This is a genomic window from Streptomyces indicus (genome assembly GCF_900100315.1).
GTDB lineage: Bacteria > Actinomycetota > Actinomycetes > Streptomycetales > Streptomycetaceae > Streptomyces > Streptomyces indicus.
On record NZ_FNFF01000010.1, the window covers coordinates 32,862 to 56,024 of the forward strand.

The 23,163-nt window shown below is 71.2% G+C and carries 21 protein-coding genes and 1 riboswitch; of the genes, 7 read left to right on the top strand and 14 right to left on the bottom strand.

Features of this window, described 5'->3' with window-relative positions; genetic code table 11:
• The first annotated feature begins 329 nt into the window (after positions 1 to 329).
• Together BLT97_RS23345 and glxA are read left to right on the top strand one after the other, a co-directional pair.
• Positions 330 to 2,303: a glycosyltransferase family 2 protein gene (locus BLT97_RS23345; protein ID WP_093613343.1), complete on the top strand. Its 1,974-nt coding sequence runs from the start codon at positions 330 to 332 to the stop codon at positions 2,301 to 2,303.
• Positions 2,300 to 4,258, top strand: a complete 1,959-nt coding sequence (gene glxA, locus BLT97_RS23350; protein ID WP_093613345.1) for a radical copper oxidase GlxA — start codon at positions 2,300 to 2,302, stop codon at positions 4,256 to 4,258. The genes BLT97_RS23345 and glxA overlap by 4 nt, the downstream gene beginning before the upstream one ends.
• Before the next feature lie 66 nt (positions 4,259 to 4,324).
• Here the strand turns inward: glxA and BLT97_RS23355 are convergent, their stop codons facing one another.
• The gene (locus BLT97_RS23355; protein WP_093613347.1) at positions 4,325 to 5,344 is read right to left on the bottom strand and encodes a glycoside hydrolase family 6 protein; all 1,020 of its coding nucleotides are present in this window, start codon (positions 5,342 to 5,344) and stop codon (positions 4,325 to 4,327) included.
• A 402-nt stretch (positions 5,345 to 5,746) separates the two neighbouring features.
• On the opposite strand from BLT97_RS23355, the gene BLT97_RS23365 reads away from it, so the two are divergent.
• From BLT97_RS23365 to BLT97_RS23375, 3 genes are all read left to right on the top strand, one after another.
• On the top strand, positions 5,747 to 6,517 hold the full coding sequence (locus tag BLT97_RS23365; protein ID WP_245769508.1) for a GAF and ANTAR domain-containing protein: 771 nt from the start codon (positions 5,747 to 5,749) through the stop codon (positions 6,515 to 6,517).
• Positions 6,518 to 6,924: 407 nt separating this feature from the next.
• Positions 6,925 to 7,082, top strand: a riboswitch (cobalamin riboswitch).
• A gap of 34 nt (positions 7,083 to 7,116) precedes the next feature.
• The gene (locus BLT97_RS23370) at positions 7,117 to 7,335 is read left to right on the top strand and encodes a CbtB domain-containing protein (RefSeq protein WP_093613351.1); all 219 of its coding nucleotides are present in this window, start codon (positions 7,117 to 7,119) and stop codon (positions 7,333 to 7,335) included.
• Positions 7,336 to 7,352: 17 nt separating this feature from the next.
• Positions 7,353 to 8,114 carry a CbtA family protein gene (locus BLT97_RS23375; RefSeq protein ID WP_093613353.1) on the top strand — a complete coding sequence of 254 codons (762 nt, stop codon included), beginning with the start codon at positions 7,353 to 7,355 and terminating at the stop codon, positions 8,112 to 8,114.
• A gap of 135 nt (positions 8,115 to 8,249) precedes the next feature.
• Here BLT97_RS23375 and BLT97_RS23380 read toward each other — a convergent pair whose 3' ends face one another.
• The 13 genes from BLT97_RS23380 to BLT97_RS23440 form a co-directional block, all read right to left on the bottom strand.
• A complete protein-coding gene (locus BLT97_RS23380) occupies positions 8,250 to 8,909 on the bottom strand; it encodes a class F sortase (RefSeq protein ID WP_093613355.1) in 660 nt (219 codons plus the stop codon).
• Between the two features lie 4 nt (positions 8,910 to 8,913).
• The gene (locus tag BLT97_RS23385; protein ID WP_093613357.1) at positions 8,914 to 9,435 is read right to left on the bottom strand and encodes a hypothetical protein; all 522 of its coding nucleotides are present in this window, start codon (positions 9,433 to 9,435) and stop codon (positions 8,914 to 8,916) included.
• Between the two features lie 148 nt (positions 9,436 to 9,583).
• Positions 9,584 to 10,363: an HAD-IIA family hydrolase gene (locus BLT97_RS23390; protein WP_093613359.1), complete on the bottom strand. Its 780-nt coding sequence runs from the start codon at positions 10,361 to 10,363 to the stop codon at positions 9,584 to 9,586.
• Between the two features lie 122 nt (positions 10,364 to 10,485).
• Entirely contained in the window at positions 10,486 to 12,027 is a 1,542-nt protein-coding gene (locus BLT97_RS23395) for an alkaline phosphatase family protein (protein ID WP_245769509.1), read from the bottom strand.
• Between the two features lie 103 nt (positions 12,028 to 12,130).
• Positions 12,131 to 13,213, bottom strand: coding sequence for an alcohol dehydrogenase catalytic domain-containing protein (locus tag BLT97_RS23400; RefSeq protein WP_093613361.1), 1,083 nt, complete (start codon positions 13,211 to 13,213; stop codon positions 12,131 to 12,133).
• Positions 13,210 to 14,028, bottom strand: coding sequence for a phosphonate ABC transporter, permease protein PhnE (gene phnE, locus BLT97_RS23405; RefSeq protein WP_093613363.1), 819 nt, complete (start codon positions 14,026 to 14,028; stop codon positions 13,210 to 13,212). Before phnE ends, BLT97_RS23400 begins: the two co-directional genes overlap by 4 nt.
• Positions 14,025 to 14,747, bottom strand: coding sequence for a phosphonate ABC transporter ATP-binding protein (locus BLT97_RS23410; RefSeq protein ID WP_093613365.1), 723 nt, complete (start codon positions 14,745 to 14,747; stop codon positions 14,025 to 14,027). Before BLT97_RS23410 ends, phnE begins: the two co-directional genes overlap by 4 nt.
• A complete protein-coding gene (locus BLT97_RS23415; protein WP_093613367.1) occupies positions 14,747 to 15,664 on the bottom strand; it encodes a phosphate/phosphite/phosphonate ABC transporter substrate-binding protein in 918 nt (305 codons plus the stop codon). The genes BLT97_RS23410 and BLT97_RS23415 overlap by 1 nt, the downstream gene beginning before the upstream one ends.
• A gap of 174 nt (positions 15,665 to 15,838) precedes the next feature.
• Positions 15,839 to 16,561 (bottom strand): phosphonatase-like hydrolase, encoded by a 723-nt coding sequence (locus BLT97_RS23420; protein WP_093613687.1) that lies wholly within the window; start codon positions 16,559 to 16,561, stop codon positions 15,839 to 15,841.
• A 5-nt stretch (positions 16,562 to 16,566) separates the two neighbouring features.
• Positions 16,567 to 17,688, bottom strand: a complete 1,122-nt coding sequence (locus BLT97_RS23425; RefSeq protein ID WP_093613369.1) for a TIGR03364 family FAD-dependent oxidoreductase — start codon at positions 17,686 to 17,688, stop codon at positions 16,567 to 16,569.
• A gap of 159 nt (positions 17,689 to 17,847) precedes the next feature.
• A complete protein-coding gene (locus BLT97_RS23430; protein WP_093613371.1) occupies positions 17,848 to 18,627 on the bottom strand; it encodes a GntR family transcriptional regulator in 780 nt (259 codons plus the stop codon).
• A gap of 82 nt (positions 18,628 to 18,709) precedes the next feature.
• Positions 18,710 to 20,044: a hypothetical protein gene (locus BLT97_RS23435; RefSeq protein WP_093613373.1), complete on the bottom strand. Its 1,335-nt coding sequence runs from the start codon at positions 20,042 to 20,044 to the stop codon at positions 18,710 to 18,712.
• Positions 20,045 to 20,273: 229 nt separating this feature from the next.
• The gene (locus BLT97_RS23440; protein ID WP_093613375.1) at positions 20,274 to 21,413 is read right to left on the bottom strand and encodes an ROK family transcriptional regulator; all 1,140 of its coding nucleotides are present in this window, start codon (positions 21,411 to 21,413) and stop codon (positions 20,274 to 20,276) included.
• A 72-nt stretch (positions 21,414 to 21,485) separates the two neighbouring features.
• On the opposite strand from BLT97_RS23440, the gene BLT97_RS23445 reads away from it, so the two are divergent.
• Together BLT97_RS23445 and BLT97_RS23450 are read left to right on the top strand one after the other, a co-directional pair.
• Positions 21,486 to 22,559, top strand: coding sequence for a Gfo/Idh/MocA family oxidoreductase (locus BLT97_RS23445; protein WP_093613377.1), 1,074 nt, complete (start codon positions 21,486 to 21,488; stop codon positions 22,557 to 22,559).
• A gap of 88 nt (positions 22,560 to 22,647) precedes the next feature.
• Positions 22,648 to 23,112 (top strand): heme-degrading domain-containing protein, encoded by a 465-nt coding sequence (locus BLT97_RS23450; protein WP_093613379.1) that lies wholly within the window; start codon positions 22,648 to 22,650, stop codon positions 23,110 to 23,112.
• Positions 23,113 to 23,163 lie beyond the last annotated feature (51 nt).

Consider the following 23,163-nt stretch of genomic DNA (forward strand, 5'->3'; position numbering starts at 1 on the left):
TCTTGCGATCAAGCCGCCGGTCGTAGAACCCTGGCGGAAGATTGGGAGCCTTGGGCTTCCATGTGGCGCGCGGTACGGGACAGTTGGGGGTTCCCGGACCCCGCCACGCGTGGAGGGGAAGCAACGGGCGGGTGGCCCCGGCTGTGAATCGGTGGGGTCCCGTTCATGAAGCAAGGCGGGGCGGGCATCATGCAACCGGAAGGCAGCTCTTCCATGTCCTAGTGACAGGTGGGGTGCCAGCCAGTGACGCGCCTGGGGGAGTCGAGGGGGACTCCGGCAGGCGGAAGGACCGACGAACACGCAGACCAGTGCGTGCGGGGGGATGACTCATGACGTCGACGCCGACGGGCGCCCGGCCGGGCTCCGACCCGACCGAGACGACCCAGTTGCGCGTGCCATCGCATCGGACGGGCGGCTTCAGGCGGATCAAGAAGACGCTGCCGCGCTACGACTACGAGCACTACAGCCGTCTCGCGGGGCCGTTGACGAACCCCGATCCGAGCAAGCCGTACAAGGTGCAGTACCGCTCGCTGCTCTCGCAGGAGCCGCACCGCATCCGGGCCGCGCTCATGCTCGGTGCCGCGCCGCTGCTCTCGCTGATCCTCCTGGCCTGGCTGCTCCAGCCGGAGCACTGGACGAAGCGCGACTACGTTCCGAACGCGTATCTGGAGCACCTCGACCTCGTCATGCTGATCTCGATCGGCCTGATCGAGTTCTTCCGGTGTATGAACGTGCTGTCGAACGCGCACGCGACCCTGGTCGCCCGCGACCCGATCCCGGTCGTCCCGGAGACGGGCACGCGCGTCGCCTTCCTCACCTCGTTCGTGCCCGGCAAGGAGCCGATCGAGATGGTGACGAAGACCCTGGAGGCGGCCGTCAAGCTGCGCCACCGCGGTCTGTTGCACATCTGGCTGCTCGACGAGGGCGACGACCCGGAGGTCAAGGAGGTCTGCGCCCGGCTCGGCGTGCACCACTTCTCCCGCAAGGGCGTCGCGAAGTGGAACCAGAAGAAGGGCCCGCACCGCGCCAAGACCAAGCACGGCAACTACAACGCCTGGCTGGACGCGCACGGCGACGACTACGACTTCTTCGCCTCCGTCGACACCGACCACGTGCCGCTGCCCAACTACCTGGAGCGGATGCTCGGCTTCTTCCGCGACCCGGACGTCGGCTTCGTCATCGGCCCGCAGGTCTACGGCAACTACGACTCGTTCGTCACGAAGGCCGCCGAGTCCCAGCAGTTCCTCTTCCACGCGCTGATCCAGCGCGCGGGCAACGCCTACGGCGCCCCGATGTTCGTCGGCACGTCCAACGCCGTACGCATCAGCGCGCTCAAGCAGATCGGCGGTCTGTACGACTCGATCACCGAGGACATGGCGACCGGCTTCGAGATCCACCGCCACCGCAACCCGAAGACGGGCAAGAAGTGGCGTTCGGTCTACACCCCGGACGTGCTGGCCGTCGGTGAGGGCCCGAGCGCCTGGACGGACTTCTTCACGCAGCAGATGCGCTGGTCGCGCGGTACGTACGAGACGATCCTCAAGCAGTACTGGAAGGGCTGGTACTCGCTGCCGCCGACCAAGCTCTTCAACTACACGATGATGATCATCTTCTACCCGATGGCCGCGATGAACTGGATCCTGGCGGCGCTGAGTTGTGCGCTGTTCCTGGGTCTGGGCGCCTCGGGTGTGAACATCGACCCGGCGATCTGGCTGATGCTCTACGGCAACGCCTCGGCGCTCCAGATCGGTCTGTACATCTGGAACCGCCGCCACAATGTCTCCCCGCACGAGCCCGAGGGCTCCGGCGGTGTGGCCGGCATGGTGATGTCCGCGCTGTCGGCGCCGCTGTACGCGAAGGCGCTGATCGACTCGGCCCTGCGGCGCAAGTCCAAGTTCGTGGTCACGCCGAAGGGCGACTCGGCCTCCCCCGACCGCTGGTTCGGGACGTTCCGGTACCACTGGTACTTCATCTTGATCTTCGCCGCCTCGATGGCAGCCGGGTTCCACTACGGGCACGCCCACCCGGCGATGATCATCTGGGCCACGATCGCCATGCTGATCACCGCGACGCCGATCTTCGTCTGGCGCTGGCAGATCAAGCAGGACAAGAAGAAGCCCAGTGCGCAGACTCCCGGTGGCGGTCCGGGCGGCGGCGTGCCGCAGCAGCAGCCGTCCGCGGTGCCGCCCCAGGCGTCACACGACCGCAACCGGCCCAGCTGGGCCTCGGCCGGGCGCGAGCCAGGCCAGCCCGGACGCCCCGACCAGACCATGCAGATCGCCCTTGGGGGACGTAAGAAATGACCGTCGGCTCCACGCCGGTGAAGCACACTCGCCGCCGCGCCCGCCGCATAGCGATAGGCGCGGCGGTGGTGCTTGCACTCGCCGGAATGAACGGTCCCGCGCTGTGGCGCTTCGCCTCGGACCAGTACCACGACTACAAGATCAACCGGCCCGAGTACAAAGCCGACAACGGCAAGTGGGACATCGTCGAGCTTCCCGACGAGTACAAGCTCAACACGATCCACGCGGCGCTCCTGCACACCGGCAAGGTGCTGCTCGTCGCGGGCTCGGGCAACAACCAGAAGAACTTCGACGCGAAGAAGTTCGACACCGTCCTGTGGGATCCGGTGAAGAACACGTACAAGAAGATCCCCACCCCCAACGACCTGTTCTGCACCGGGCACACCCAGCTCCCGGACGGCAAGCTCCTGGTCGCGGGCGGCACCAAGTCGTACGAGAAGCTCAAGGGCGACGTCACCAAGGCCGGTGGCGTGATGAACGTCTACAACGAGAACCCGGACGAGCCGATCACCCTCGCCAAGGGCACCAAGCTCACGGGCAAGGAGAACGGCAAGACGTTCGTCATCACCGAGTCGATCGTCGTCGAGCGCGCCAAGAAGCGCTTCGACAAGGAGACCGGCAAGTTCCTGGGCAACACCCCGGGTTACGCGCGTGTCTACGTCGAGGCCGAGAAGCGCGGCAAGAAGTACGAGACCGGCACCCAGGACAACTACAAGATCGTGGGCCTCTCGGGCGCCGACGCCAAGAACACGTACGGCATCGCGCAGAAGCTCGCCCTGGACAAGAAGGACTTCCAGGGCATCGACGACGCCTACGAGTTCGACCCGGTGGCCGAGAAGTACATCAAGGTCGACCCGATGAACGAGGCGCGCTGGTACCCCACGCTGACCACGCTCGAGGACGGCCGGGTGCTCGCCCTGTCGGGTCTGGACGACATCGGCCAGATCGTGCCCGGCAACCGCAACGAGGTGTACGACCCGGACACGAAGAAGTGGACGTACGTCAAGCAGAACCGGCAGTTCCCGACGTATCCCGCGATCTTCCTGCTGCCCAACGGCAAGCTCTTCTACTCGGGCGCCAACGCCGGCTACGGGCCGGACGACGTCGGCCGCGAGCCCGGCATCTGGGACTTCGACACCAACGGCTTCACCAAGCTCAAGGGCCTGTCGGACCCCAAGCTGATGGAGACGGCCGGCACGGTGTGGCTGCCGCCCGCGCAGGACGAGAAGTTCATGGTGGTCGGCGGCGGCGGTGTCGGTGAGTCGGAGCAGTCCAGCGACAAGACCCGCATCATCGATCTGTCCGAGGACGCACCGGAGTTCAAGGACGGGCCGAGCTTCGACAAGGGCACGCGCTACCCGCAGTCCTCCGTGCTCCCGGACGACAGTGTGCTGATCTCGGGCGGCTCCGAGGACTACCGCGGCCGCTCGGGCTCGAACATCCTCGAGGCGCGGATGTACGACGCGAAGACCGGCGAGATGCGCCGGGTCGCCGACCCGCTCGTGGGCCGCAACTACCACTCGGGCTCGCTCCTCCTGCCCGACGGCCGTGTGGTCTTCTTCGGCTCGGACTCGCTCTTCGCGGACGAGGCCAACACCAAGCCGGGCGAGTTCGAGCAGCGCCTGGAGATCTACACGCCGCCGTACCTGTACCAGGGCGCCCAGCCCACGCTGACCGGCGGCCCGGACTCCATCGAGCGCGGTGAGTCGGCCACGTTCAAGACGCAGCACGCCTCGTCGATCAAGAACGCCCGGCTGATCCGCCCGAGCGCCTCCACGCACGTCACGGACATCGACCAGCGGTCGATCGCCCTCGACGTGAAGAAAGGCGCGGACAGCGTCACGGTGACGGTCCCGGAGAACAAGAACCTGGTGCAGCCGGGCTGGTACATGCTGTTCGTCACGGACGACCAGGGTGTGCCGAGCAAGGCGCAGTGGGTGGAGATCCCCGAGTAGCACCCGCCTGACATGAGTTGAGGGCGCCCCCTGGATCAGGGGGCGCCCTCAGCTGTCGTACGTGCTCTACTTCGCGTTCTTCGCGAGCTCCAGCGCGTACTCCGGCCACCACTCGCCGGCCTTCGGGCCGCCGCGGCACTCGCCGTCCGACTCCCCGGGGCGCTTGATCCACAGATAGGCGTCGACGCGCTCGTCGGAGGTCTGCACCGTGGGAGCCTCACCGAGGGCGCGGCCCGGCGGGTTGCACCAGGCGTCCTTCTCGCTGCTCTGCCACGGCCCGTTGCCGTTGCGGCTGGTGTCGATGACGAACGGCTTGCCGCCCACCTTGTCCGAGAGCTTCTTGCCGTAGTCGACGGACTCCTCGGTGGTGTAGTAGTTCGACACGTTCACCGCGAAGCCGTCGGCCTTGTCGATGCCCGCCCACTTGAGGGGCTCCCAGAACGAATCGGGCTGGGCCGCGCCGGGGTTGCCGCCGTCGATGTAGACCTTGGTGTTCTTCAGCGTGTGCAGCTTGTCGATGGCGCCCTTGAGCAGGTCGTAGCGCTCCTCGTGGAACTCCTCGGGTGTGCATCCGTCCACCAGGTGCAGCAGGGCGTCCGGTTCGAGGATGACCGTGGCCTTGCGGTCCTCGATGCCCTTCGCGACCTCGTCGATGAAGGCGCGGTACTCGTTGCCGTCGGCGGCGCCGCCCTTGGAGTACAGGCCGCAGTCCCGGTGCGGGATGTTGTAGAGCACCAGGACCGCCTCGCGGTCGGCCTTCTCGGCGGCCTCGGTGAATCCGCGCGCCTGCTCCTGCGCGGACTCGGGGACGATCCACTCGCCCTGCGGCTGCTCGGCGATCTTCTTGATCAGCTCGGCGTCCGCGTCCTTGTTCTCGCTCTGGTACGTCTGCAGCTGCTCGGCTGCCTTCGTATCGGGATTGACCCAGAACGGGTCCTTGTCCTTGGGCTGCTGCTTCGCGCTGCCCTTGGGCTCCTCGGGGTCCTTGCCCCCGTCCGACGAGCAGCCGGTCAGAAGCAGCGCCGCCCCCACGAGCGCCACACCCGTCTTCACCGCCCCCCGGATCGCCGCGGAACTGCTGTACATCCACTCCCCCTTGGGTGCACTGTCGGAAGGTCCGAGGCTGTCCGCGAGCCCCCGTCGTCCGCCCGAAGGGCGGGCGGGGCGGCGTCCGGTGCGTGCGATCGCAAGGCGCCGGAGCGCCCTCGTGGCGGAGCCACTAGGGCGTTTCGGCAACGTGGCGAGCGTGCGTGCCGGGCGTCGCCCCGCAGGCGGGGGCTCGCGGACAGCCTCTCAATCCTGACATAGGTGTACGGGGGTCACGAGAGCTGCCCTGCTCCACGGGCCTCTTCGTGCACGACCTGTTACAGCGTCCGCGACCGGGGTAGGCGCTGCAGTGGCACGTAGTGAGACAGGCGTGCACAGGCGCGCACGGAAACGGGCGTGCACAGGCACGCACGGAGGCAGGCGTGCCCAGGACGTCGGAAGGTGCACTCGGAGTTCCCGATGGTCGATACGGGGAGAGATCTGCAGCTGGCAGCAGCCCTCGTCGCCCTCGCCGACACTCTGGGCGAGTCCTTCGACGTGACCGCCTACCTGGAGCGGTTCGCCGAGGACTGCGCGCAGCTGCTCGGGGCGGACGCGGCCGGAGTGCTTCTCGTCGGCGTGGGCGCCGAGATCACCATCGTCACCAGTGACGATCCGCGGGGCCGGGTGCGCGGGCTCCTGGAGATCCAGCACCAGGGCGGCCCCTGTCTCGACGCCTGCACCTCGGGCGAGGCGGTGCCGCCGGTGCGGCTCGCGGGAGATCAGGCGGCCGAGCGCTGGCCGCAGCTGGCCGCCCGCGCCTTGGCGGAGGGCATCACCGTGACCTGCGCGGTGCCGCTGCGCCGCGGCGAGACCGTGATCGGTGCGCTCAACCTGTTCGCCAACGGTCAGCCCCAACACCACGTACTGCAAATGGAATTGGCGCAGCTGATGGCCGACGCGGCGGCGACCGGCCTGGCCCAGCGGCGGATGTACGACGACTGCCGCGCGCTGACCGGGCAGCTCCAGTCCGCCCTGTCGAGCCGGGTGCGGATCGAACAGGCCAAGGGGCTGCTCGCCGAACGCTGGGGCGTCAAGGTGGACGCCGCGTTCACGGCCTTGCGGGCCCACGCGCGGCGGGCCCGGCGGCCGATCGACGAGATCGCGCAGGAGATCCTGGACGGCCACCTCGACGACGGAGCGCTGGAAGCGGACCGCCCGGAGCGCCCATGACGCAGCCGGACAGCGCCTATCGCTTCGCTTTCCGGACGAACTGCCCTGTATTCCGGTCGAGTTGGCGACGACCGGCACTGGGCGAGCCCAGGCTTCCGTTCTACAGTGAGGGCAAACGGCCCCAGCCCCCGGCCATCGTCGACGCCCCCGTCCTTTCGTCGGGCGGCCGTGCCGGCCGCGCCCGTCATGGCGGCGGCTGCGTCTTCTGCGACGACTTCAGCGACCGGACCTCCAGACCTCCCGTGCAGGCGCCGGGTTTCTCCCGCAGCCCGAGCGCGCACGGTCGAGGACCGACCCGGCCGGCGGCTCCGGGGGGAGCGGGCCACCGGCCGGGTCAGGTGCGTCCGGATCAGGCACGTCCACGGCACCCCGGGCACAGGCCCGGTTGACAGCTCTGCCCGGGAGTTGGGACTCTCCGGACGACAAGTCCATACATCGAGGCGACGGTTGACAGGAACCCGGTGCGAATCCGGGACGGTCCCGCCACTGTGACCGCGTATGCGCCCGTACTCACGTACCGGCGCATCCACGGGAGTCAGGAACTGACCCGTCGTCCTCCTGCCATGGGGCGTGGAAACCCCGGAAGGAGACCCACCCGGATGTCCCTGCACGCAGGCCAGCACCCGAGCACGACAGCCGCACCGGACGCGACGACCGGCACCCGTGACTGGCTGATCGCCTCCGCTGCCGCGATCGTGGCGCTCATCGCCCTGTACGCGGTGTTCTTCGACAACGGCTCGCTGATCGCGGCGACCGGCAGCTACCTGCACGAGTTCGCCCACGACGGACGGCACCTCTTCGGCGCCCCCTGCCACTGATCGGGGCCCGTTCCGACATGTCCATTCCTGTACTCCCGTTGCTCGGGCGCGGATTGACGGCGGGAGGAGCGGCCGGTCTCACGGCCGGTCTCTTCTCCCTGCTGCTCGCCGAGCCCCTGATGGACCGGGCGATACGGCTCGAGGAGGCGCGCTCGCACGAGCACGCCGACTCGGGCGCGGCCGCCGTCCAGCACCATGAGGAACTCTTCTCGCGCTCCACGCAGCACTTCGGCCTGGTCGTCACCTCGCTGGTGTTCGGCCTGGCGCTCGGCGTGCTCTTCGCGATCGGCTACGCCCTCGTGCACCGCCGCGACCCGGAGGCCGCGCCCTGGCCGCGCGCGCTGTTGTTCTCGGGGGCGGCCTTCCTCGCCGTCTCCCTGCTCCCCGCCCTGCGCTACCCGGCCAACCCACCCGGCGTCGGGGACGGGGCGACCGTCGCCGAGCGCCAGGGTCTGTGGCTGGCCGCCGTGGTCATCGGCGTGCTCGGCATGGTCCTGGTGTGGCAGGTGTACGTGCGGCTCGCGGGCCGCAGCGCCCCGGTGCGGCAGCTCGCGGCGGCCGGCACGGCGGTCGCGGTGCTCGCGGTCCTGTTCGCGCTGCCCGGCAACCCGGACGAGGTCCCGGTGGCGGCCACGCTCCTGTGGGACTTCCGTGTCCTGTCGATCGCCTCGCACGCGCTGCTCTGGGCGGTGTTCGGGGTGGTCTTCGGCGCGCTCGGGCTGCGCGCCCTCGGCCGTACGGCGGCACCGGCGCCTTCGGGGGCCGTGCCGGCGGGCTGACACGGGCGGCCTGGCCGCAAGGGTCCCTGACGGGTTGGGTCAGGGGCCCTTGCCGGTCACCCCAGCTCCGCTCACGGACCCTTGCCGGTCACCCCAGCTCCGCTCACGGGCCCTTGCCGGTCACCCCAGCTCCGCTCACGGACCCTTGCCGGTCAGGAACGCGGAGACCACCACATTCGACGAGTACGTCTTCGTCGTCCGGTCGAAGGTGCCGCCGCAGGTGATGAGCCGCAGTTCGGCGCGGTCGTCGTGGCGTACCCCGTACGCCTTGTGCGGGTCGAAGCCGGCCCGGTCGTAGACCGCGACCTCCTCGATGGTGAACTCGGCGACGGACCCGTCCGCGCGGGCCACCCGCACCTTCTCGCCGGGCTTGACCGTGCTGAGGTCGTAGAACACGGCGGGCCGCGAGGTGGTGTCCACATGGCCGACGAACAGCGCCGTGCCCTTCGCCCCCGGCTTGACCCCGCCCCCGTACCAGCCGACGACACCGGCCTGGTCGTACGGCGGCGGCGCGATCGCGCCCTCCTCGTCGAGCCCGCGCTTGACCACGGGGGCCTGCACCCCTATCGACGGGATGTCGACGCGGTGCGGGCCCGCCTCGGGCAGCGGGTCGATGGCGGGCGGGAGTTCGACGGCGACCAGCGGGCGGCCGACGGCGGCGACGTCACCGGTCGTGGTGGAGCCGCCGGGCACCCCGGCGATCTCGCGGCCCCACAGCCACAGGCCCACCAGGAGCACGGCCCAGGCGACCCCGGTGAGCAGCCTGCCGCTCCCGGAAGAACGGTCCTGACCCATGGGGCTATGCGCCGCCCCGGCGCCGGCGCACGAGGCGTCCGGTCACCGCGAGGCCCGCGGCGGTCGCGAGCAGCAGCCCGATCAGGGCGTGCCGCCAGCCGGGGCCGCCGCCCGTGTCCTCGGCGCTCAGCTGGGCCGTGCCCCCGCCGCCCGCGCGGATGGGGGCGGTGGGCGTGGGCGTGACCTGGGTGACGACGGTGACCGTGCCCTTGGCCTTGGTCTCGCCGTCGCAGGTCACGGAGACGTCGTAGGTGCCCGGCGTCGCGGTGGACCGGATCATCGCCTCGCCGGTCAGGCTGTAGCCGGCGCCGTCGCGGCCGGTGAGCGCGGCGTCGGCGACGAACACCTGCGACTTGGCCGCACCGGTCGTGCCGTCGCAGCCCGTGGCGGTCAGCTCGACCTGGGAGCCGGGCGTGGCGGTGCCTGGGGTGACTTTGACGGTGCCGTCCGCCGCGAGGGCGGGCGTGGTCAGGGCGAGGGCGGCGACGGTGGCTGCGAGGGTGACGCGGACCCGGGCTGAGGGCATGGTGGACCTCCTGCTCCGAGCCTCGCGCCAGGGGGTCCGGGGTGCATGCGGGTGTGGGCCGTACGGGTGGCGGCCCGCGGCCTGGCGGCCCGCGACCGGGCGGTCCGTGCCCGCGGGGCCGCCCGCAGCCCCCGGTCCTGCCCCGGTCTCAGACCAGATCCACCAGGTCCGCGATCGAGTCCACGATGTGCGAGGGCCGGAACGGGTACTTCTCCACCTCTTCGGAGCCGGTCAGACCGGTCAGGACGAGGTACGTGACCATGCCGGCCTCCAGGCCCGCGAGCACGTCGGTGTCCATGCGGTCGCCGATCATCGCGCTGGTCTCGGAGTGCGCGCCGATCGCGTTGAGCCCGGTGCGCATCATCAGCGGGTTGGGCTTGCCCGCGAAGTACGGCTCCTTGCCGGTGGCCTTCGTGATGAGCGCGGCCACGGCCCCGGTGGCCGGCAGCGGGCCTTCGAGGGACGGGCCGGTCTCGTCGGGGTTGGTGCAGATGAAGCGGGCACCGTTGTTGATCAGGCGGACGGCCTTCGTCATGGCCTCGAAGGAGTACGTGCGGGTCTCGCCGAGGACCACGTAGTCGGGGTCGGCGTCGGTGAGCACGTATCCGATGTCGTGCAGCGCGGTGGTCAGACCCGCCTCGCCGATCACGTACGCCGTGCCGTTCGGCCGCTGGTCGTCGAGGAACTTGGCGGTGGCGAGCGCGGAGGTCCAGATGTTCTCGACCGGGATGTCCAGGCCCATGCGCTTGAGGCGGGCGTGCAGGTCGCGGGCCGTGTAGATCGAGTTGTTCGTCAGGACGAGGAACGGCTTGCCGGACTCGCGCAGGCGCTTGAGGAAGGCGTCGGCGCCGGGGATCGGGACGCCCTCGTGGATGAGGACACCGTCCATGTCGGTGAGCCAGGATTCGATCGGCTTGCGCTCTGCCACGGGACTGCACTCCGCTCTCGGCCGGTTTCCGTATGTCCGGACACCGTCAGCGTAACGGGACGGGCCTGGTGGGGCCCGTCCCGTCCCAGCTCATGGACGGTGCCGCCCGGGGGACGTGCCGGTCAGCCGAGCCGCACGTCGTCCACGGCCCAGAACCAGTTGTTGGTCCCGGCGTAGCGGAAGCGCACCTGGACGTCCGAGACACCCGCGGGCACGTTCAGGGCGATGCTCTGCGGCTGCGCGGTCGCGTCGGCCGTGAAGGTCTTCACGAGCTGCGGCGCCCCGCCCCCGTACGAGACGAGGACCTGGGCCGTCTGGCCCGCCTCGTGCCGGTAGTGGGTCTGGAAGCGCAGGGTGCGCGAAGTGCCGCCGGTGACCGGGTACTTGGGGCTGACCAGCGTGGAGTCGAACTTTCCGCTGTTGGCCTTGTCGTCCCACTCGTCGGAGTCGGCGACGGCGAACACGTCGCGGCCGCGGACGTTGAGCTCGCGCCACTGGTCGCGCTGGGCCTGAGTCCAGAACTCGTCGGTGGTGAAGGACCAGCCGCGCCACTCGGTGACGCCGCCGGTGCCCATGGCGGAGTTGTCCACGGACCAGCCGGCGGGTGCGGTGTGCGTCCAGCCCTGCACGCCGGCCGGGACCGCGGTCTCGTCGGCGCGGGCCTGGAGCGATCCCCGTACGGTGTCGAACGCGTCGCTATCCGGGGAGTCGAGCGGTACGCCGTCGAGCCCTGCCGTGGGGACGCCCACCTGCTTGAGTGCGGTCGCGGCCACGTCGACCAGGCGTATGTCGTGGCGGACCGAACCGGCCGGTATTCCGGCGCCCTTGGCGATGACGAAGGTGCCGCGCTCCTTGATGGTGGAGCCGCCGTGGCCGCCGCCGTCCTTGTGGCCGTGGTCGGTGGTGACCAGGATCTTCCAGTTCTCCTGGGCGTACGTGGCCCGGGAGGTCACGGCGTTCAGGACCGTCCCGATGTGCCGGTCGGACCGGGCGATCGCGTCCAGGTAGGCCTGGCTGCCGGGGCCTGAGTTGTGGCCCGCGATGTCGATCTCGCCGAAGTAGACGAAGGACGCGTCCGGGTTGCCGTTCCTCAGCTCGTCGGCGGCGGCCGCGGCGATCTTCGGGTCCTCGACCCCGTATCCGTTGGCGTCGCCCTTGAGGCCGAGGCGCTTGTCCACGGCGGGCGAGAAGATCGGGCCGCCGGCGTCCGCGGAGGCGATGGGCTCCCAGTCGGCGGCCGCGTAGGTGTTGAGCGAGGGGTTCGCCTGCTCGGCGCGGGTCAGGAAGTCGGGATACGTGCCGAACTGCTTGCCCGCGAAGGAGTTGTCCTTCACGCCGTGCTTGTCGGGCCATACCCCGGTCGCGATGGTGGACCAGCCGGGCCCGGAGGAGGTGGCGGCCATCGGGGAGCTGTAGAGGGTGCTGGAAGCGGTGAGGCCCTCGGCCATCAGGCGCTTCAGGTGGGGGGCGTTCGCGGCCTTGATGCGGTCGAGGTTGGCGCCGTCGAGGCCGATCACGAGGACCTTGTCCTTGATGGCGGCCGGGGCGGCGGGGGCCGCGGACGCGGGGGCCGCCGCGAGCTGGATCGTGCCGGCGAGCAGAGCTGTGGCCGTGAGGGCGGCCGCCGCGGTGGTGCGGCTGCGTCTGTTGCGGACGATGAGCACGTACTCCTCCTATGTGGGGGCAGGGTTGAGCCGCCGAGGAGCCTCGGCGGCGGGATGGACGTGCGGTGACCGGTGTACGGCGTCCGGTCGTGGAACGGAAGGGTCAGCTGCCGACGGCGGCGGCCCGGGGCCGTACCGCCTGACGCGGCGCTCCCGCTCCCCGGGCACCCGCGAAAGCCGCGTCGAGGGTGCCCAAGTCGTAGTCGCCTTCGACCAGTTCGGCGAAGGGGTACGTCGTGTGGTGCGCGGCGAGGAAGTCCACGGCGCGCTTGAGGTCGGCGGGGCGGTAATTGTGCACGCCGACGACCTTGTGCAGCCCGCGGACCAGCCGCTCGGGGTCGAACGCGACCGCGGGGCCGGGGAAGACGGAACCGGCGAGTACCGCGGTGCCGCCGGTCGTGAGGGAGTGCAGACAGGTGCGTACGGCGTCGGGGTGGCCGGAGAGTTCCAGGGCCACGTCGGCCTCCGTCGCGCCGGTCGTGTGCACCTCGGCCGCTCCGAACCGCAGGGCCTGTTCCCGGCGGTACGGGTCGGGGTCGGCGGCGGTGACCCGCGCACCCGCTTCGGCGGCCATCGCGACCGCGGTGACCCCGAGCATGCCGGCGCCGGTCACCAGGACCCGGCGGCCCGCGAGTTCGCCCGCCTCCGCGAGCACGGCCGCCACCGTGGCGGTGGCGCAGGCGGCCGGTGCGGCCACCTCGTCGGGCAGGCCGTCCGGCACGGCGACCACGGCCGTTCCCGGGCGCAGGACGCAGTGGGTGGCGAACCCGCCGGTGAGCGGGGCGAGTTCGTCGAGTTCCTGGTGCCCGTACTTGAAGAGCGCCCGGCACTTCTGGGTCAGTCCGCGGGCGCACCGGTCGCACGTGCCGCAGGACGCGGCCACCGACCAGACGACCCGGAGTCCGGGGACGACGGGCGTGCCGTCCTCGCAGCGGACCTCTCCCCCGGCGGCGAGCACCGTGCCGACCTGCTCGTGCCCGAGCACACCCGGCGCCGGTGAGCCGCGGCGCCCCGTCACCGTATGGACATCGCTGCCGCAGACGGTGGCGAGGTCGATGCGGACCAGGACCTCCCCCGGCCCCGGTCCTGCCGTCACCGTGTCCACCACGGTGAACGGGCGGCCGGGTCCGTCCCAACGGGCGTACCGCACAGGGAAGTCGGCGGCGGAGGGCGGGTTGTCGGTCACGACAACCTGGCCCGTACGAGCGCGGACAGCCGGTCCACCGCGATGATCAGCACGAGCACCACGATGATGTGCGTGAGCATCTCGTCGAACTTGAAGGTGCGGATGGACTGGTTGATGAGGAAGCCGATACCTCCGGCGCCGACCAGGCCGAGCACGAGCGACGACCGCACGTTGACGTCGAAGCGGTACATCAGCAGGCCGGTGAGCTGCGGGGTGACCATCGGGAGCAGGGCGTGCGAGGCCACCTGCACGCGGCTCGCACCGGCCGAGCGCAACGCGGTGGCCGGCCCCGGGTCCACGTCCTCGATGGACTCGGCCCACAACTTGCCCATCACACCGACGTTGTGGCACACGAGCGCGAGCACACCGGGGAACGGACCGAGGCCCACGGCCGTCACGAAGATCAGCGCGAACACGATCTCGGGGACCGCCCGCAGGAAGGACAGGACCGAGCGCGCCGACTGGTAGATCCAGCCGGGTGCCATCCCCCGGGTGGCGAGCAGCGCGAGCACCAGGGAGGCCGGGACCGAGAGGGTGGTGCCGAGGAGGCCGATCCACAGCGTGGTGCGCGCGCCTTCGAGGCTGGGCTTCAGGACCTCCCAGGAGAAGTCCGGCGGGAAGGCCTCGCCGATGAAGTCCACCATGCCCTGCCAGCCCTCGACGAAGGCGGTCACCGAGATGCCGGTGGCGTTCCAGGCGAAGACGTGGGCGGCGACGACCACCGCGGTGATGGCGAGACCGAGGGTCTTCCGCTTGGCCCGCTTGGGCTTCGGCGGGACGGTCAGCTTGCGGACCTCCTGCTGAAGGACGGTCATGACACGGTCTCCACGCTCAGGGGGTTGATCGGGCTGTACAGGTCGTCGACCGGCTGGTCGGGCGCGCCGTCGAGCACCACGTGCCCGTCGCGCATGCCCACGATCCGGTCGGCGTGCCGGGCGGCGAGGGCCGGCTGGTGCAGGACGGCGAGCACCGCCATGTCCTCGTCGTGCGCGAGCTCGGCGAGCAGCGCGAGGACCTGTTCGGAGGCCGCCGGGTCGAGGGCGGATACGGGTTCGTCGGCGAGCAGCACCTTCGGGCGCTGGCACAGCGCGCGGGCCACGGCGACCCGCTGCTGCTGGCCGCCGGAGAGGCTGCCCGCCCGGTCGTGCGCCCGGTCGGCGAGGCCGACGCGGTCCAGGCAGGCCATGGCCTCCTCCTTGACCTCGGCCGGGAACAGCGCCGGCACGAGGGACTTGTGCAGCGGCAGCCGGCCGAGGGCGCCCGCGCACACGTTGTCGAGCACCGAGCGCCGCCGTACGAGGTGGATGTGCTGGAAGATCACGGCGATGTCGAGCCGCCCGGCGGGCTCGCCCCCGACCAGGACCTGGCCGGCGGTCACCGGCTGAAGGCCCGCGGCGGCGCGCAGGAGCGTGGACTTGCCGCATCCGTTGGCGCCGAGGACGGCGAGCAACTCGCCGTGCCCGACGGTGACATCGACGCCGTGCAGCACCTGCCGATCGCCGTACGTCACCTTGATCCCGGTCAGGGCGAGCATCAGACGTCCTTCTCGCTCAGGTTCAGCTTCTCGGCGAGGTCGAACAGCGGCTGGTAGGTCTTGTTGTCGACCTTCAGCAGCGGGCCCGCGGGGTCGACGTCGAGCAGCTTGCCGATCTCGGCGACCTTGTCCTCCGGCAGTTCGAGCAGCGCCTTCTGGAGGGCTTCCTTGAACTTCGGGTCCATGTCCCCGCGTACGGTGATCGGGTCGTTCGGGATCGGGTCCGAGGTCCACACCTGGCGGAACTTCGCCTGGTCGAACTTGCCCTCCTCCGTGGCCACCGCGAGCTGCTGCGAGTTGATCTCGGCGGCCTCGACCTTGCCGTTGGTGAGGGCGAGCAGCGCCTCGGGGTGGCCGCCCGCGTAGTCGATCTTGACGTCCTTCTCGTTCAGACCGGCGTCCGCGATGGCCTGGCGCGGCAGCGCGTCACCGGAGGTCGAGCCGGGTGAACCGAGCGCCAGGGACTTGCCCTTGAGGTCCTCGACCGACTTGATCTCCGAGTCCTTCGGCACCCATATGCCGGCGGTGTACGTGGAGAGCTTGCCCTGCGCGTCGCCGAAGGAGGCGAGGGCTTCGGCGTCGGCGCGCTTGCTGGCGAAGACATAGCCGAGCGGGCCGAACATGCCGATGTCGAGCTTGCCGTTCTCCATGGCGAGCACCTCGGCCGAGTAGTCCTCGGTGATGGTGAGCTCGACGGGGCAGTCGAGCTGCTTGCTGATGCCGTCGGCGAGCGCCTCGGCGGCCGGGGTCAGCTTGGCCGGGTCCTCGAAGGGCTCGACGCCGAAGCGGATCTTGCCGCCGGGGCAGGTGGCGGACGCCTTGCCCTTGCCGGCGCTGTCGTCACTGCCGCAGGCGACGGTGGTCAGAGCCAGGGAGGCGACGAGGACGCCGGCGAGGGTGAGTCGGCGCAGGGACATGGTGGTCTCCGGGGTGAGAAGGCAGGAAGCGGGGATGAGGGGTGGGGCTGGGGGGGAGGTGGTGCGGGGGGCGGAGATGGCGCGGGGGCGGAGATGGCGCGGGGGCGGAGGCGGCGCGGGGGCGGAGGCGGCGCGGGGCGCCCGGGCTTGCGGATGTGGGCGCCCCGGCAGGAGTTACGGCGCGGTGGCCTCGAACTCCGCGATGGCGTCTGGAAGTTGGGCGACGGAGGCGAGGACGTGGGTGGCACCCGCCCCCTTGAGCGCCTGCTCGTCGTGGGCGCCGGTGAGCACACCGGCCACCACCGAGGCCCCGGAGCGGACGCCGCTGAGCATGTCGTACGCGGTGTCGCCGGCCACGGCGATCTGCTGCACGCCGTCCGCCGCACCGGTGCGAAGCAGCGCCGCGAGCACCATGTCGGGGTAGGGGCGGCCGCGGCCCGCGTCGGCCGGGCACAGCGTGAGCTCCACCAGGTCGTGCCAGCCGAGGGCGGTGAGGATGGCGTCCTGGGTGGCGCGGGCGAAGCCGGTGGTCAGGACGACCGTGCGCCCTTCCGCGCGCAGTCGCCCGATCGCCTGCTCGGCCCCGGGCAGCGGCGCGATCTTCCCGCCGTCGACGAGCTCGCCGTAGGCCTGCTCGAAGGAGGCGTTGGCGAGCTGGGCCTTCTCCTCGTCGCCGAAGAGTGCCCGGAAGACAGTGATCTTCGACTCGCCCATGGTGTCGCGTACGTACTGGAGCTTCTTCTCGTGGTCGGCCGAGCCGGGCTCGACCCCGAGCCGTTCGGCGGCCTTGCTGAACGCCTGCTCGACGAGTCCGCCGTCGGCGACGGTCGTACCGGCCATGTCGAGGACGACGAGGCGTATGTCCGTACGTATCTCGGTTGCTGTGTCCGTGCTCATGTTGCTCACCATCCGAGGGAGTTGGCGGTGGTCTCGGCGATCGCCGGGGAACAGGTCATGCCGCGCCCGCCGGGCCCGGTCACGAGGGTCACGCCCTCGCGCACCCGCTTGCGGTGCACGATCGGGTCCGCGCCCTGGGTCTGCGCGTACACCCCGGCCCAGCGCCGGCGGATCTTCGGCAGCGGCCGCCCGAGCAGCTGCTCGGCGACCTGCACGAGGTGGTCGTACGGGTCCTCGACGGTGTCGAAGGCGAAGGGGTGCTCGTACTCGTGGGTGTCGCCGATGGTCAGCGAGCCGTCGAGGCGCTGCACCATGAGCAGCTGCATCTTGTGCGCGGCCGCGACCTCGGGCTGCTGCTGCCCGTCGTTGAGCGCGTCGAGGGCCTCGCCCGCGTACGCCGGGTAGTACCGGAAGCTGTCGGCGTCGGCGACCGTGGTGGTCAGCGGCTCGTCCAGCGGGTCGGTCTGCATCATCTGCAACCGGACCTTGCGCACGGGCAGTTCGGGGTCGAGCTCGCGCACGAGCCCGCTGAGCCAGGCACCGGTCGCGAGGATCACGTGGTCGCCGCGGTGGAGGTCCCCGTGGTCGTCGCGCACCCCGTCCTCACCGACCACGTCCCGCACCTCGCGTCCGGGCAGGAAGGTGTAGCGGCCGGTGGCGGCGAGCGCCTCGCGCAGGGCGAGCTGCGCGGTGCGCGACTCGACGGCGGCATCCCGCTCGCAGTACAGGGCGGCCTCGAACTCGCCGCGCAGCGCCGGGTTCAGGGCCCGCGCCTCGGCGGCCGTGAGCAGCTTGAAGCCGCGGGCACCGGCGTCGGAGCGGGCCAACGCGGCCTCCGCGACGGCCAGTTCGGCGGCCGTACGGACGGGAGTCAGCGACCCGTTCGCGCGGAAGCCCACCTTCGGGACGCGGGCGCCTATCTCCTCCCACAGCTCGCGGGCCCGCAGGGCCACGTCGAGCTCCTCCCCCTGGGCACGCCCGCCCACCCACACCAGACCGAAGTTCCGCAGCGAGGCGCCGCGCGCCTCAGCCTCCCGCTCGATCTGGACGACTTCGTGGCCGCGCTCGACGGCCTGCCAGGCGTGCATCGTGCCGATGACTCCGCCGCCTACAACGATGACTCTCATGGCCGATACGGTCCGGGGCGCGCGTGACCCGCACCGGTCCTGTCGGCAACGGGACGGTGAACGACCTCCCAAACTTGGCCTAGACCCGTTATCTTTCTGTTACCAACGGGCGGGGAGAGTGCCCCATATTGCGGCCTTTCATCTCTCAACTGACTGTCCTCATGGGCCCGTTGACCCGTCGAGCCCGCCCAACTGCGTGGTGAAGCTGAAGCGGTCCCCGCGGAACAGCATCCGCACCCGCTCGATCCGCCGCCCCTCCGTGTCCCGCGAGACCCGGTGCAGGAGCAGCATGGGCAGGGCCGGCGGCGTTCCGATGAGCAGCGCCTCGCGCGGCGTCGCGAGCACGGTCTCGATCCGCTCGGCGGCATCCCCGAAGGAGATCCCGAGGCGGTCGCGCAGATACGCGTAGAAGGAGGAGTCGGGGTCGAACTCAGTGTCCAGGTGCGGCACCCGCGCCACCGACACATACGTGGACTCGAGCCCCACCCGCTCGTCGTCGGCGAGCAGCACCCGCTCCATATGCCATACGGGCTCGCCCCGTTCGGCGTCGATCTCCGCGGCGAGCGCCTCCGGGCAGGGGAACCGGTCGAGCGAGATCAGCGTGCGGCCCGGGGTGCGCCCCTGGCGCCGTACGCCTTCGGTGTAGCTCGACAGCGCGAGCGGCTGCTCCAGCTTCGGGCCCGCGGCGACCGTGCCGCGCCCCGAGCGCCGCAGCCGCCCTTCGAGCACGAGCTCCCGCAGCGCCTGGCGCACGGTCTCCCGCGCCACCTCGTAGCGCAGGGACAAGTCCCGCTCCGTGGGCAGGGGTTGGCCCTCGGCCAGACCGTCCACGAGCGTGGCGATGCGCGCCTTCACGGCGTAGTACTTCGGAATCCGCCCGTGCTCGGGGATCCCGGCTTTGACGGGAGCGGCAGGATGCTGGTCGTTCGGGTAGTCCACGGGGGAACCCTATGCAAACGGCGCCCATGCCTTCGGCTGGAAAGGCATGGGCGCCGCTTGTGGAGCGTGGCGGGCCGGCTGGTCAGCGCCGTCGGATCAGGCGCCGAGATCCCACCACAAGGGCTCCGCCGCCGAGGAGGAAGGCGCCGGCGGTAACCCCAAGCCCGAGCAGCGATTCGTCACTGCCCCGGCCCGTCTCTGCGAGCTCTTCAGGGGTCTTGGCGACCCCCCGCTCGGAACTCCCCGCAATCGTGAACACGTAGTCCTCAGACTCCCCCACCCATTCCCCGTCGTCGTCCTGCCGCTGCACCACGGCGAGGCTCGCGGTGACGCGGTTGGGCTGGGTGTCGGCCGTGAACCGCAGCCGCACCGGCACGGTCACCGACTCGCCGGCCGGGATGGAGAACCCGCCGAACCCGTCGTCGAACACCCCGACGTGCTCGTCGACATCGGTCCGCTCGAACGGGACCGGGTGCCACTTCCCGTCGGGCGTACGGAACTCGAACTCGGCCTGGGAGGACTGCAGATCGCGGTCGCGGTCGAGGAAGACGACGAGCGGGTGGATGTTGCGGCAGGTGTCGTCCGAGGTGTTGGTCAGCGTCACCGACCAGTTCTCGAAGCCGCCGCCCGGGTGGTACGTCTTGGGGCCCGGCTGGATCGTCGACTCGATCGGGAATTCGTCGCTGTCCGCCACGGAACAGGTGGACTGCAGCCCGGCGGTGGTGTCGCTGAGACCCTGCTTGGCGGGCGGCTGCACCGCGGCCTGCCGGGGCTGCTCGACGCTGGTGACCACCGGGGTGTTGCCCGTGTCGGAGTCGCCGGTGCCGGTGTTGCTCGTGTCGGTGCCGTCCTCGGCCGGGTCGAGGACGGCGGGGACGACGGAGGCGCCGGCGTCGGTGTCGGTGTCGGTGCTGTCCGTGCCCGTGGCGTCCGTGCCGGTGGTGTCGGAGTCGGAGGTACCGGCATCGGTCGCGTCCGACGTATCGGCGTCGCCCGTGTCCGTACCCGTCGTGTCCGTGCCCGTCGTGTCCGTACCGGTCCCGTCCGCGTCCCCGGCGTCCGCGTCACCTGCGTCCGCGTCGCCCGTGTCCGTGACCGCCTCGTCCGTCCCGCTGGTGTCCGTGTCGTCCGCCGGTACGTACGGCTCGCCCACCGCGCCGACGTCCTCACCCGTACCGACATCGGTCGCGGCGTCGGAGGCGTCCGTCGCGTCGGCCGTGTCGGAGGAGTCGGCGGCCGAGGTGTCCGCCGCGCCCGCCCCGCCGCACTCCTGCGCCAGCCCGAGCAGCGCCACGCTCAGGCAGGTCTTGCTCTTGAGCAGCGGATCGCTGTCCGCGGTCGCCGGCACTGCGACCACCGCGGGCGTGAGTGCGGCGGCGGAGACGCCGACAGCGAGAGCAGCACTGCGCAGTCGCATGGAGGAGGCCTTTGCGGATCGGGGACGTGCGGTTCGAGGAGCACCCCGCCACGTACCGACCGTCAGGAACAAGTCCGCACGCCCAGTTCAACCGGGACATGCGGACCCCGGAACGAATCAGCCGTAAGGGGCGACCGCGACCCTGCCACGCGCGCGCGGCCTCTCGCGCGCGCCACGGCCCCCTGCGGCCGAATGGCCGCCGAATCCCCCTCTATCAGCCGAGTTTCCGTCAATTCCGATTGGCGGGAAAGGCCACATTCGCCCGTCCGAACAGGGGCGCAAGGACCAGGTGTGCGGCGCCCTCGGCCACCAGGCGTGTGCCCCCTTCGGCCTGCCGGACCGACACCTCCACGGCCGGGCGGGCGCGGCCGCGGACCACGTCCGCGACCCCCCGCACGAACACCTCCGAGGCCCCCGCGACCGTGCGTCCGCCGAGCAGGACGAGGTCGATGTCCAGCAGTCCGACGAGGTTGGCCGCGCCTTCGCCGAGGACACGCGCCGCCCGCTCCAGGTCGCCGTCCGCGACCGCCGCGAGGCACAGCGCCTCGATGCAGCCGCGGTTGCCGCAGGAGCAGAGCGGCCCGTCCAACTGAAGGATCTGGTGGCCGAATTCACCCGCCCCCGTGCGATCTCCCCTATATAGGGCGCCACTCAGCACGAGGCCCGCCCCAAGTCCCGTACCGAGATGGAGATACGCGAAGGAGCCGCCGCCGGAGGGGCGGGCGAGGGCGAGTCCGAGCGCGGCGGCGTTGGTGTCCTTGTCGACCACGACCGGCAGGGCGAGCCGTTCGGCCAGCGCGTCGCGCAGCGGGAAGCCGTCCCACTCGGGGAAGCCGGTCACCCGGTGCAGCACTCCCCCGCGGTGGTCGAGCGGGCCGGGGAGGGCGACCCCGACCCCGAGCACGGATCCCGGAGCCGACCCCTGCCCCCGTACCGACTCCTGCTCCCGTACCGCCGTGAGCGCCGCCACCTCGCGTGCGACCGCGCCGAGTACCGCGTCCGATCCGGCGCCCAGGTCCAGCGGCGCGCGGCGCTCGTCCACCACCGTGCCCGCGAGGTCCATGAGGACCGCGATCAGCGCGTCCCGGTCCAGGTGCACCCCGACCGCGAGGCCCGCCCCCGGCGCGAGCCGCAGCACGGTGCGCGGTTTGCCGCCGGTGGAGGCGCGGCGGCCCGCCTCCGCGGCCAGGCCCTCCGCCCGCAGCCGCCCGACGATCTTGCTGACGGCCTGCGGGGTCAGCCCGGTGCGCTCGGCGATCTCGAGCCGGCTGATGCCCTCCTCGCCCGAGGTGCGCAGCAGGTCGAGGACGAGTGCGGCGTTGTGCCCGCGCAGGGCCGGCAGGTTCGCTCCTGCGTTGCCTGTGTTCACGCGTTGCTCCTGTTCACGGGCCCATTGTCACCCCGGCTTGCACTTTGGCAACAGCGTTGTTTAAGTAGAGGCATGACTTCCACGCTGAGGGTCGGCCTCGTCGGCTACGGCCTCGCCGGTTCCGTGTTCCACGCCCCGATGATCGCCGCGACCGAGGGCCTGACGCTCGACACGGTGGTCACGTCCAACCCCGAGCGGCAGGCGCAGGCGCGCGCCGAGTTCGGCGACGGGCTGCGGTTCGCGGCCTCGCCGGACGAGCTGTGGGAGCGGGCGGACGAGCTCGACCTGATCGTGATCGCCTCCCCCAACAAGACCCATGTCCCGGTCGCCACGGCTGCGCTCAAGGCCGGTCTGCCGGTGGTCGTGGACAAGCCGATCGCCGGTACGGCTGCCGAGGCCCGTGAGCTCGCGGCCCTCGCGGACGAGCGCGGCCTGGTCCTGTCGGTCTTCCAGAACCGCCGCTGGGACAACGACTTCCTGACGCTCCGGAAGCTCCTCGCCGACGACGAGCTGGGCGACGTGCTGCGCTTCGAGTCCCGTTTCGAGCGCTGGCGTCCGCAGCTCAAGGGCGGCTGGCGCGAGTCGGGCGACCCCGAGGAGATCGGCGGTCTGCTCTACGACCTCGGCAGCCACGTCGTCGACCAGGCGCTCACCCTCTTCGGCCCGGCGGTCCAGGTGTACGCGGAGGCCGATGTGCGCCGTCCGAACGCCCAGGCCGACGACGACACGTTCATCGCCGTGACCCACGCGAGCGGGGTGCGCTCGCACCTGTACGTCTCCGCCACCACCGCCCAGCTCGGCCCGCGCTTCCGGGTGCTCGGCACGCGCGCCGGCTTCGTGAAGTACGGCCTCGACCCCCAGGAGGCCGATCTGCGCGAGGGCAAGCGCCCGACGGACGGGGGTCCGTGGGGCGTGGAGCCCGAGTCGATGTGGGGCCGGGTCGGCTCCGGCGAGTCCCCGCTGACCGGCGGCGGCCGCCCGCAGCCCAGCGTCCCCGGCGACTACCCCGCGTACTACGCCGCGGTCGCCGCCGCCGTACGCGACGGAGCCCCCAACCCGGTCACGGCGTACGAGGCCGCGAACGCCCTCGACGTCATCGAGGCGGCCCACCGCTCGGCCCGCGACGGTGTGACGGTGCGACTGTGAGCGACGCACGCGCGGCCGCCGGGCCGCAGACGACGACGATGTCCGCACCTCTGCGCCGCGCGGGCGGAGAAGCGAACAAGGAGACACCGTGAGCGCGCACCTTTCCGTAGCGGAGCTTGAGGCCCAGGAAGAGCGGCTGGTCCTGGACCACTTCACCTACGACGACGCCTGGGAGCTGGGCTCGATGCTGGTGAAGACGGCCCGCGAGCGCCAGGCCCCGGTCGCCATCGACATCCGCCGCGGCGGCCAGCAGCTCTTTCACGCCGCGCTGCCGGGCTCCACCCCGGACAACGACGCGTGGATCGACCGCAAGCGCCGCGTCGTGGAGCGCTACGGCTGTGCGTCGTTCCTGGTGGGCGCCCGCTACCGGGCGAAGGGCACCACCTTCGAGGAGTCCTCGCGGCTCGACCCCGACACGTACGCGGCACACGGCGGCGCGTTCCCGATCGCGGTGCGCGGCGCGGGCGTGATCGGCACGGTCGTCGTGTCCGGGCTTCCCCAGGCCGAGGACCACGCGATGGTGGTGGAGGCGCTGGAGCGGTTCAAGGGCTGAGCGGCCGAGTGCGTACGCGGACGGGGCGCCCCGGCAGGAAGGGGCGCCCCG